This is a genomic window from Pseudomonas sp. 2VD (assembly GCF_005503585.1).
Taxonomy (GTDB): Bacteria; Pseudomonadota; Gammaproteobacteria; order Pseudomonadales; family Pseudomonadaceae; genus Pseudomonas; species Pseudomonas aeruginosa.
The window spans coordinates 1-10,826 of record NZ_SCND01000203.1 but is presented as its reverse complement, the minus strand read 5'-3'; the positions used below and the strand labels follow the sequence as shown (position 1 = coordinate 10,826).

Genomic DNA, 10,826 nt, shown 5'->3' with positions numbered 1-10,826 from the left:
CTTCATGATCATGCTGAAGAACTACCTGCACCTGGACTTCGGGCAGAGTTTCTTCCGCGACGCCAAGGTCACCGACCTGATCATCGAGAAATTGCCGGTGTCGATCTCGCTCGGACTCTGGAGCACGCTGATCATGTACCTGGTGTCGATCCCGCTGGGGATCGCCAAGGCGGTCCGCCATGGCAGCGTCTTCGACATCTGGACCAGCTCGGCGATCATCGTCGGCTACGCCATTCCCGCCTTCCTCTTCGCCATCCTGCTGGTGGTGCTGTTCGCCGGCGGCAGCTACTGGGACTGGTTCCCCCTGCGCGGCCTGACCTCGAACAACTTCGACCAGCTCAGCCTCGGCGGCAAGGTACTCGACTATTTCTGGCACCTGGCCTTGCCGGTAACCGCCCTGGTGATCGGCAACTTCGCCACCATCACGCTGCTGACCAAGAACAGCTTCCTCGACGAGATCGGCAAGCAATACGTGGTCACCGCCCGCGCCAAGGGCCTGACCGAACGCCGCGTGCTCTACGGGCACGTATTCCGCAACGCCATGCTGCTGGTGATTGCCGGCCTGCCGGCTGCGCTGCTAGGGATCTTCTTCACCGGTTCGCTGTTGATCGAGGTGATCTTCTCCCTCGACGGCCTCGGCCTGCTCAGCTTCGAAGCGGCGATGAACCGCGACTACCCGGTGGTCTTCGGCACGCTGTTCATCTTCACCCTGTTCGGGCTGGTCATGAAGCTGATCAGCGATATCGTCTACACCCTGGTCGATCCGCGCATCGACTTCGAGAACCGGGAGTAATCCGATGCGCCTGTCTCCCATCAACCAGCGCCGCTGGGCCCGCTTCAAGAGCAACAAGCGTGGCTGGTGGTCGCTCTGGCTGTTCCTCATCCTGTTCGTCGGCAGCCTCGGCGCCGAACTGATCGCCAACGACAAACCGCTGGTCGTGCATTACGACGGCGGCTGGTATTTCCCGGTCTTCAAACGCTACCCGGAAACCACCTTCGGCGGCGAATTCCCCCTGGAAGCCAACTACAAGAGCCCCTACATCAGCCAACTGATCGCCGAGAAGGACGGCTGGGTGCTTTGGCCGCCGATCCCCTACAGCTACGACACCATCAACTACGAGCTGAAGGTTCCCGCCCCCGCCCCGCCGTCGGCGGAAAACTGGCTGGGCACCGACGATCAGGCCCGCGACGTGCTCGCCCGGGTGATCTACGGCTTCCGCGTGTCGATCCTCTTCGCCCTGACCCTGACCGTGCTCAGTTCTCTGATCGGCGTCACCGTCGGCGCCCTGCAAGGCTACTACGGCGGCTGGGTCGACCTGCTCGGCCAGCGTTTCCTGGAAGTCTGGTCGGGGCTGCCGGTGCTCTACCTGCTGATCATCCTGGCCAGCTTCGTCCAGCCGAACTTCTGGTGGCTGCTGGGCATCATGCTGCTGTTTTCCTGGATGAGCCTGGTGGACGTGGTCCGCGCCGAGTTCCTCCGCGGGCGCAACCTGGAATACGTCCGCGCCGCCCGGGCCCTCGGCATGCGCAACAGCGCCATCATGTTCCGTCACATCCTGCCGAACGCGATGATCTCGACCCTGACCTTCATGCCGTTCATCCTCACCGGCGCCATCGGCACCCTCACCTCCCTGGACTTCCTCGGCTTCGGCCTGCCGCCCGGCGCGCCGTCGCTGGGCGAGTTGGTCGCCCAGGGCAAGTCCAACCTCCAGGCACCCTGGCTGGGCATTTCCGCCTTCGTGGTGCTGGCGGTCATGCTGAGCCTGCTGGTGTTCATCGGCGAAGCCGCCCGCGACGCTTTCGACCCGAGGAAATGAGATGAGCGAGAACATTCTGGAAATCCGCGACCTCGCCGTCGAATTCCTCTCCGGCGAGCAACGCCAGCGGGTGGTCGAAGGCGTCAGCTTCGACATCCGCCAGGGCGAGACCCTGGCCCTGGTCGGCGAAAGCGGCTCGGGCAAGTCGGTGACCGCCCACTCGATCCTGCGCCTGCTGCCCTACTCCGTCGCCAGCCACCCAGCAGGCAGCATCCACTACCAGGGCGAGGATCTGCTCAAGCTCCCGGAACGGCGCCTGCGCGGGATCCGCGGCAACCGCATCGCCATGGTCTTCCAGGAACCCATGACCTCGCTCAATCCGCTGCATACCATCGAGAAGCAGCTCGCCGAGGTCCTCGCCCTGCACAAGGGCCTGGGTGGCGCCAAGGCCAGCGCGAGAATTCTCGAACTGCTCGAGCTGGTCGGCATCCCCGAGCCAGCCAAGCGCCTGAAAGCCTATCCACACGAACTCTCCGGCGGCCAGCGGCAGCGGGTGATGATCGCCATGGCCCTGGCCTGCGAGCCGCAACTGCTGATCGCCGACGAACCGACCACCGCGCTCGACGTCACCGTCCAGTTGAAGATCCTCGATCTGCTCAAGGACCTGCAGGCACGCCTGGGCATGTCCCTGCTGCTGATCACCCACGACCTCAACCTGGTCCGGCGCATCGCCCACCGCGTCTGCGTCATGCAACAAGGGCGGATCGTCGAGCAGGCTTCCTGCCAGGAACTCTTCGCAGCCCCGCGACACCCCTATACCCGCGAGCTGCTCAACGCCGAGCCCAGCGGTGCGCCGGCAAGCAACCCGCCCGGTGAAACCCTGTTGGCGGTGGACGACCTGCGGGTCTGGTTCCCGATCCGCAAAGGCGTGTTCCGCCGCACCGTGGACCACGTCAAGGCGGTCGACGGGGTCAATTTCGAACTACCCCGCGGGCAGACGCTGGGCATCGTTGGCGAAAGCGGCTCGGGCAAGTCGACCCTTGGCCTGGCAATCCTGCGGCTGCTGGAAAGCCAGGGCGGCATCCGCTTCGAAGGCACCCGGCTGGACGGTCTCGCGCAACATGACGTGCGCCCGCTGCGCCGCGAGATGCAGGTGGTGTTCCAGGACCCGTATGGCAGCCTCAGCCCACGCATGTGTGTCGGCGAGATCGTCGGCGAAGGCCTGCGCATCCATAGGATCGGCAGCGAGGCCGAACAGGAGCAGGCGATCATCGACGCGCTGGTGGAGGTCGGGCTCGATCCGCAGACCCGCTACCGTTACCCCCACGAATTCTCCGGCGGCCAGCGCCAGCGCATCGCCATCGCCCGGGCACTGGTGCTGAAACCGGCACTGATCCTGCTCGACGAACCGACCTCGGCGCTCGACCGCACCGTGCAGCGCCAGGTCGTGGAATTGCTGCGGCAACTGCAGGGCAAGTACAACCTCACCTACCTGTTCATCAGCCACGACCTGGCGGTGGTCAAGGCGCTCAGCCACCAGTTGATGGTGGTTCGACATGGCAAGGTGGTGGAACAGGGCAGCGCCGAAGCGGTTTTCGCCTCGCCGCAACATCCCTATACGCAGCAATTGCTGGAGGCTGCCTTCATGGCCCCGGCAAGCGCGGAAAACTGAGTAGCAGACAAGGAACGGACCATGGGATTTCTCACAGGAAAACGCGCCCTGATCGTCGGAGTCGCCAGCAAGCTCTCCATCGCTTCCGGCATCGCCGCCGCCATGCACCGGGAAGGCGCCGAACTGGCCTTCACCTACCAGAACGACAAGCTCAGGGGCCGGGTGGAGGAGTTCGCCAGTGGCTGGGGCTCGCGGCCGGAGCTGTGCTTCCCCTGTGACGTGGCCGACGACAGCCAGATCGAAGCGGTGTTCGCCGCCCTGGGCAAGCACTGGGACGGCCTGGACATCATCGTCCACTCCGTCGGATTCGCTCCAGGCGATCAGCTCGACGGCGACTTCACCGCGGTGACCACCCGCGAGGGCTTCCGCATCGCCCACGACATCAGCGCCTACAGCTTCATCGCCCTGGCCAAGGCCGGACGGGAAATGATGAAGGGCCGCAACGGCAGCCTGCTGACCCTCTCCTACCTGGGCGCCGAACGGACCATGCCGAACTACAACGTAATGGGCATGGCCAAGGCCAGCCTGGAGGCCGGGGTCCGCTACCTGGCCGGCAGCCTGGGCGCGGAAGGCACCCGGGTCAATGCGGTTTCCGCCGGGCCGATCCGAACGCTCGCCGCCTCCGGAATCAAGAGCTTCCGCAAGATGCTGGCCGCCAACGAGCGGCAGACGCCGCTGCGGCGCAACGTCACCATCGAGGAAGTCGGCAATGCCGGCGCCTTCCTCTGTTCGGACCTGGCCAGCGGTATCAGCGGCGAGATCCTCTACGTCGATGGCGGCTTCAACACTACCGCCATGGGCCCGCTGGACGACGACTGATCACCCCGCCCATGAAAAATGGCCGCTTCGAGCGGCCTTTTTCATGGGCGGAATAAAGAAAAGGCCGCGTAAGCGGCCTTTTCTCTGCATCTCGGTCTCAGTATTTCTCGACTTCCGCCTTGTCCTGCAACTGACGGCGGAAGGCGGCGAAGTCTGCCTGTCCGCTGCGCGAAGCCAGGAAGCGGCGGTACATGGCCTTCTCGTCGTCGGAGATAGCCTCCTCCGGCTCGCTGACGCCATTCAGGCGGATCACCACGTAATCGCCATTGGCCAGGGTCACGCCAGAGAGCGAAGGCTTGTCCTTGGCCTCCGGACGCTGCATGCGGAACACCGCCTGGAGCAGTTTCGGATCGACGCCTTCCTGGCCGCGGGAGGCCGCCTCGACCACTTTCCACGACTCACCCGCTGCGGAAGAGGTACGGCCTTCACGCAGCTCTGCAATCAGGGCCTCGCCACGCTTCTGCGCCTCCTCGGCGGCCTTTTCGGCGGCCAGGCGCTCGCGGATGTTCGCCGCGACCTGCTCCAGCGGTTGCTCCTTCGGCTTGTTGTGTTCCTTGACCCGCAGCACCACCACGGTGTCCGGATCCAGCTCGATGGCGCCACTGTTGGCCGCTTCTTCCAGCACCTCGGGGCTGAACGCGGTCTGCACGATCTGGCGGTTGGCAGCGATGCCGTCGCCCCCCGAACGTCCGAACGGCTGGCTGGTCTGGACCTTCAGGCCCATTTCCTGCGCCGGCTGGCTCAGGTCGGCGGCTTCGTAGGCGGAGCTTTCCAGATCCTTAGTAGCCTCGACGAAACGCTGCTCGACCATCTGCTTCTTCAGTTCGTCCTCGAGCTTCGGCTTGAGGCTTTCCAGGCTCGGCACTTCCGGTGCCTGCACGCCCAGCAGCTTGATCAGGTGGTAGCCGTACGGAGTCTTCACCGGGGCGGATACCTCACCTTGCTTCAGCGCATACAGCGCCTCCTCGAACGCGGGGTCGTACACGCCGCGGCCGGCGTAGCCCAGGTCGCCGCCGGTGGCGGCCGAGCCGATATCCTGGGAGAACTCCTTGGCCAGCGCGGCGAAATCCTCGCCCTTGGCCAGGCGAGCCTTGATCTCGTCGATCTTCGCCTTGGCCTGCTCGTCGCCGACCTTGTCGTTCACCTCGATCAGGATGTGGGCGGCATCGCGCTGCTCGGAGAGGTTGGCGATTTCCTTCTGGTACAACGCCTCGAGGTCTTCCTGCTTCACCTTGACCTGGTCGAAGAAGGAGGACTTCTTCAGTTCCACGTATTCGACGACCACCTGCTCGGGAGTCATGAACTCGCTCTTGTGGCCTTCGTAGAAGGCCTTCACCTCGTCCTCGCTCACGCTGCTCTTGGACGCGTCGGCCTTGATCGCCAGGGTGGCGAAGTCGCGGGTCTGCTTCTCGAGGCGAGCGAAGGACTGCAATTCGTTGTCGGTGACGAAACCGGTGCCCGCCAGGCCGGCGCGAAGCTGGCCGATGAGCATTTCCTGGCCGAGCATCTGGCGGAACTGCATGCGGTTGTAGTTCATCTGGCGGATGACCTGGTCGAAGCGATCCGCGTTGAACTTGCCGTCGACCTGGAACTCGGGAGTTTGCAGGATCAACTGGTCCAGCGCCTGGTCGGAGAAGGCGAACTTGTCGTCCTTGGCGGCCTGGAGCAGCAGGGTACGCTCGATCAGCCCCTTCAGGGCCGCTTCCTTGAGCAGCTTGTCATCCAGCATGGATGGATCGAAATCCTTGCCCAGGCGTTGCAGCAGCTGGCGACGCTGCATGTCCACGGCCTGTTGGACTTCATTGAGACTGATATCGTCGCCGTTGACCTTGGCGGCCACGTTGGAGTGGTCGGTGGCCCGGATGATCGCGTCGAAGCCGGTCAGCGACAGGAGAACGATGATCACGCCAATGATGGTCTTGGCGATCCAGCCCTGGGAATTATCCCTGATGTTCTGCAGCATGCAGCCCCCAAAAACTGCCACGACCAGCCGTCTTGGGCGGCGCGGCGTGGGTAAGAGATGCGGATATAAGAAAGGCGCATCCGAGGATGCGCCTTCTCGTAACTGGCGGAGCGGACGGGACTCGAACCCGCGACCCCCGGCGTGACAGGCCGGTATTCTAACCGACTGAACTACCGCTCCGCAGCCAGGCCAGCCTTGGCCGACCTGGGTAGAACGAGTCCCAAAAGACGCTTAGTTGACAGCATCCTTCAGGGCTTTACCGGCTTTGAAACCCGGGATCTTGGCAGCGGCGATCTTGATCGGCTTGCCAGTTTGCGGGTTGCGACCGGTGCGAGCAGCGCGCTCTTTGACAGCGAAGGTGCCGAAACCAACCAGCACGACGGAGTCACCAGCCTTCAGGGCGCCAGTGACGGACTCGATCACTGCGTCCAGTGCGCGACCGGCAACAGCTTTCGGGATATCAGCAGATGCGGCAATTGCATCGATCAGTTCCGACTTGTTCACTCTAAGTCCCCTTATTTCTGTTGAGTATGTTTCTATGTGTTAGGTGTAAGGAAATTCTGCGCTGGTAGGCCAACTGACTCAGCAAGTGCCGCTTTATAACAAGGGCCCAAAAACAGTGTCAAGAATACCTACCGACTAATGCGTGCTAATTCGCTCCTTGGAATCAGGCTCGCGTTTTTCATCCTTTGCAACCATCTCCGGAGCCGCATCGGGCAAGGGCTCCGGGGCGTATTGCAGCGCAATTTGCAGGACTTCGTCAATCCATTTAACCGGTTTAATAACCAGATCACTCTTAATATTGTCCGGAATTTCCTTCAGGTCGCGAACATTTTCCTCGGGAATGATCACCGTCTTGATCCCGCCGCGGTGCGCCGCCAAAAGTTTTTCTTTCAGCCCGCCGATCGCCAGCACCTGCCCACGCAGGGTGATCTCCCCGGTCATTGCCACGTCGGCGCGCACCGGGATCTGCGTGATCGCCGAAACCAGCGCCGTGCACATGCCGATGCCTGCGCTCGGGCCATCCTTCGGCGTAGCGCCTTCCGGAACGTGGATATGGATGTCACGCTTCTCGTGGAAGTCCGCCGCGATTCCTAGGCTCTGGGCGCGGCTGCGCACCACGGTCAACGCCGCGGTGATCGATTCCGCCATCACGTCGCCCAGCGATCCGGTCTTGGTCAACTGGCCCTTGCCCGGTACCACGGCCGCCTCGATGGTAAGCAGCTCACCGCCGACCTGGGTCCAGGCCAGCCCGGTCACCTGGCCGATCTGGTCCTGCTGTTCGGCGAGGCCATAACGGAACTTGCGCACGCCGAGGTAGTTCTCCAGCGTCTCGCTGGACACCACCGCCTGGATACGCTTGAGCTTGGCATGCTCCTTCACCGCCTTGCGGCAGACCTTGGCGATCTGCCGCTCAAAGCTGCGCACCCCGGCTTCGCGGGTGTAGTAGCGAATGATGTCGCGCAGGGCGCCTTCCTCGAAGGTCAGCTCGCCCTTCTTCAGGCCGTTGGCCTGGACCTGCTTCGGAATCAGGTACTTGGCGGCGATATTGACCTTCTCGTCCTCGGTGTAGCCCGGCAGGCGGATGACTTCCATCCGATCCAGCAGGGGCGCCGGGATGTTCATCGAGTTCGCGGTGCAGAGGAACATCACGTCGGACAGGTCGTAGTCGACTTCCAGGTAGTGATCGTTGAAGTTGTGGTTCTGCTCCGGGTCGAGCACCTCGAGCAGCGCCGAGGCGGGATCCCCGCGCATGTCGCTGCCCATCTTGTCGATTTCGTCGAGGAGGAACAGCGGGTTGCGCACGCCGACCTTGGTCATCTTCTGGATCAGGCGGCCCGGCATAGAGCCGATATAGGTACGACGGTGACCGCGGATCTCGGCCTCGTCACGCACGCCGCCGAGCGCCATGCGCACGAACTTGCGATTGGTGGCGCGGGCGATGGATTCGGCCAGGGAGGTCTTGCCCACGCCGGGCGGCCCCACCAGGCAAAGGACCGGGCCCTTGAGCTTCTTCACCCGCTTTTGCACGGCGAGATACTCGAGAATGCGCTCCTTGACCTCTTCCAGGCCGTAATGGTCGGCATCGAGGATGTCTTCCGCCTTGGCGAGATCATGGCGCACCTTGCTCTCGGCCTTCCACGGCACGTTCAGCAGCCAGTCTATGTAGGAACGCACCACGGTGGCTTCCGCCGACATCGGCGACATCTGCTTGAGCTTGTTCAGCTCGGCAGTGGCCTTGGTGTGCGCCTCCTTGGTCAGGCCGGCGGCGTCGATGCGCTTCTTCAGCTCCTCGACTTCGTTGTGCCCTTCGTCGATATCGCCGAGTTCCTTCTGAATGGCCTTCATCTGCTCATTCAGGTAGTACTCGCGCTGGCTGCGCTCCATCTGCTTCTTGACCCGGCCGCGGATGCGCTTTTCCACCTGCAGCAGGTCGATCTCGGCATCCAGCAGCGCCAGGACATGCTCAACCCGCGACGACAGGTCGGTGATCTCCAGGATGTCCTGCTTCTGCTCGATCTTCAGCGCCATGTGCGCGGCCATGGTATCGACCAGCCTGCTCGGCTCGTCGATGCTGTTCAGCGAGGAAAGCACCTCGGCGGGGACTTTCTTGCCCAACTGGACGTATTGCTCGAACTGGCTCAGCAGGCTGCGAGTGAAGACCTCGGCCTCGCGCTCGCCGACATTGGCGTCATCGATGGCCTGGACCGCGGCACGAATGTGCCCTTCCTCCTCGATGAAGCGCTCGACCTGGCCGCGCTGCTCGCCTTCGACCAGCACCTTGACGGTGCCATCCGGCAGCTTGAGCAACTGCAGCACGGTAGCGACCGTACCCATGCGGTACAGGCCATCTTCGCCCGGATCGTCGTCCGCGGGGTTTTTCTGCGCCAGCAGGAGGATTTGCTTGTCGCCGGTCATCGCTGCCTCCAGGGCCTCGATGGACTTTTCCCGACCGACGAACAACGGGATGACCATGTGCGGGTACACCACCACGTCACGTAGCGGCAGCAAGGGCAATTCGACGAGTGTTTTCATAATGTCGGCTCTACAGCGGCACTTGGCCACGAAACAGATAGGAAGACCTTTCAGCCTAAGATGGGGTTAGGCCCGGGAAAAAACAAGCGTGCCAGTCGGAAAAGAAAAGGGGCCCGAAGGCCCCTGCTCTTTCATGCCTCAGGCGCAGCCTTGGCTGGCTTTTCGCTGTTCTCGTAGATCATCAGGGGTTGCGACGAGCCATCGATGACACTCTCATCGATGACCACCTTGCTGACATCCTGCTGGGAGGGAATCTCGTACATGGTATCGAGAAGGATACCTTCGAGAATTGAACGCAAGCCACGTGCACCGGTCTTGCGTTCGAGCGCCTTGCGGGCAACCGCCTTGAGTGCGTCCGGACGGAATTCGAGGTCGACGCCTTCCATCTCGAACAGCTTGGCGTACTGCTTGGTGAGAGCGTTCTTCGGCTCGGTCAGGATCTGCATGAGCGCAGCCTCATCGAGTTCATCAAGAGTCGCGATCACCGGCAAACGCCCTACAAACTCGGGGATAAGACCGAACTTGACGAGATCTTCCGGCTCGACTTCCTTGAACGCCTCGCCGACCTTCTTGCCCATCTCCTGACTGCGCACTTCGGCATTGAAACCGATGCCGCCGCGCGCGGAACGGTTCTGGATGACCCGCTCCAGACCGGCGAAAGCGCCGCCGCAGATGAACAGGATGTTGCGCGTATCGACCTGCAGGAACTCCTGCTGCGGGTGCTTACGACCGCCCTGCGGCGGTACCGAGGCAACGGTGCCCTCGATGAGCTTCAGCAGGGCCTGCTGCACACCCTCGCCGGAAACGTCGCGAGTGATGGAGGGGTTGTCCGATTTCCGGGAAATCTTGTCGATCTCGTCGATGTAGACGATGCCCATCTGGGCCTTCTCCACATCGTAATCGCACTTCTGCAAGAGTTTCTGGATGATGTTCTCGACATCCTCGCCCACGTAGCCCGCTTCCGTCAGCGTGGTCGCATCGGCGATGGTGAACGGCACGTTCAGCAGACGTGCGAGGGTCTCGGCCAGCAGGGTCTTGCCCGAGCCGGTTGGGCCGATCATCAGAATGTTGCTCTTGCCGAGCTCGATATCGTCCTTCTTGTCACGCTGGTTGAGGCGCTTGTAGTGGTTGTATACCGCTACCGCCAGAACCTTCTTGGCCCGCTCCTGCCCGATCACGTACTGATCGAGGATGGTGCGGATCTCTTTCGGCGCCGGAAGTTTGTGCCCACTACTTTCCGCCTGCGCTTCCTGCACCTCCTCGCGGATGATGTCATTGCACAGGTCGACACACTCGTCGCAGATAAAGACCGAGGGGCCGGCAATCAACTTGCGCACTTCGTGCTGGCTCTTGCCGCAGAAGGAGCAATACAGCAGCTTGCCGTTGTCCTCGCCGTTGCGGGTATCAGTCATTCGATCGATCCAATGGGTAGCTTCAAACACAAGATGAAGGCAATTGTGGGCATTTTCAAGCCCACGAGGCGGCCGAATGTCTCGACCAGCGTGACAAGAAGGACGATATCGAGCTCGGCAAGAGCAACATTCTGATGATCGGCCCAACCGGCTCGGGCAAGACCCTG

At 62.5% G+C, this 10,826-nt stretch carries 8 protein-coding genes, 1 tRNA gene and 1 pseudogene; 5 read left to right on the top strand and 5 right to left on the bottom strand.

Translation table 11 applies throughout. The features are described from left to right. The 4 genes from FFS27_RS20470 to fabI form a co-directional block, all read left to right on the top strand. Positions 1-793: ABC transporter permease subunit (locus FFS27_RS20470; RefSeq protein ID WP_132824110.1), on the top strand; the 793-nt coding region annotated here is incomplete at its 5' end. Between the two features lie 4 nt (positions 794-797). Continuing rightward, positions 798-1,817 carry an ABC transporter permease gene (locus FFS27_RS20465; protein WP_003087942.1) on the top strand — a complete coding sequence of 340 codons (1,020 nt, stop codon included), beginning with the start codon at positions 798-800 and terminating at the stop codon, positions 1,815-1,817. Position 1,818: 1 nt separating this feature from the next. After that, a complete protein-coding gene (locus tag FFS27_RS20460; protein WP_003087940.1) occupies positions 1,819-3,429 on the top strand; it encodes an ABC transporter ATP-binding protein in 1,611 nt (536 codons plus the stop codon). 21 nt (positions 3,430-3,450) lie between these two features. Then, positions 3,451-4,248, top strand: coding sequence for an enoyl-ACP reductase FabI (gene fabI, locus FFS27_RS20455; RefSeq protein ID WP_003087936.1), 798 nt, complete (start codon positions 3,451-3,453; stop codon positions 4,246-4,248). Between the two features lie 97 nt (positions 4,249-4,345). On the opposite strand, the gene FFS27_RS20450 is transcribed toward fabI, so the two are convergent. The 5 genes from FFS27_RS20450 to clpX form a co-directional block, all read right to left on the bottom strand. Further along, entirely contained in the window at positions 4,346-6,211 is a 1,866-nt protein-coding gene (locus FFS27_RS20450; RefSeq protein WP_009314621.1) for a SurA N-terminal domain-containing protein, read from the bottom strand. Positions 6,212-6,314: 103 nt separating this feature from the next. Further along, positions 6,315-6,391: transfer RNA gene (locus FFS27_RS20445), tRNA-Asp, on the bottom strand. Positions 6,392-6,442: 51 nt separating this feature from the next. After that, positions 6,443-6,715 (bottom strand): nucleoid-associated protein HU-beta, encoded by a 273-nt coding sequence (gene hupB, locus FFS27_RS20440; protein WP_003087931.1) that lies wholly within the window; start codon positions 6,713-6,715, stop codon positions 6,443-6,445. A gap of 135 nt (positions 6,716-6,850) precedes the next feature. Further along, entirely contained in the window at positions 6,851-9,247 is a 2,397-nt protein-coding gene (gene lon / locus FFS27_RS20435; RefSeq protein ID WP_021264643.1) for an endopeptidase La, read from the bottom strand. A 131-nt stretch (positions 9,248-9,378) separates the two neighbouring features. Beyond that, positions 9,379-10,659: an ATP-dependent Clp protease ATP-binding subunit ClpX gene (clpX, locus tag FFS27_RS20430; protein WP_003087924.1), complete on the bottom strand. Its 1,281-nt coding sequence runs from the start codon at positions 10,657-10,659 to the stop codon at positions 9,379-9,381. 80 nt (positions 10,660-10,739) lie between these two features. On the opposite strand from clpX, the pseudogene FFS27_RS33660 reads away from it, so the two are divergent. Beyond that, positions 10,740-10,826: pseudogene (locus tag FFS27_RS33660) on the top strand (hypothetical protein); the annotation flags it as partial.

Excerpts from the sequence above, each read along its gene's own strand:
- FFS27_RS20465 (WP_003087942.1), top strand. The coding sequence starts at position 798 with ATGCGCCTGTCTCCCATCAACCAGCGCCGCTGGGCCCGCTTCAAGAGC.
- FFS27_RS20450 (WP_009314621.1), bottom strand. The coding sequence starts at position 6,211 with ATGCTGCAGAACATCAGGGATAATTCCCAGGGCTGGATCGCCAAGACC.
- fabI (WP_003087936.1), top strand. The coding sequence starts at position 3,451 with ATGGGATTTCTCACAGGAAAACGCGCCCTGATCGTCGGAGTCGCCAGC.
- FFS27_RS20460 (WP_003087940.1), top strand. The coding sequence starts at position 1,819 with ATGAGCGAGAACATTCTGGAAATCCGCGACCTCGCCGTCGAATTCCTC.
- clpX (WP_003087924.1), bottom strand. The coding sequence starts at position 10,659 with ATGACTGATACCCGCAACGGCGAGGACAACGGCAAGCTGCTGTATTGC.
- lon (WP_021264643.1), bottom strand. The coding sequence starts at position 9,247 with ATGAAAACACTCGTCGAATTGCCCTTGCTGCCGCTACGTGACGTGGTG.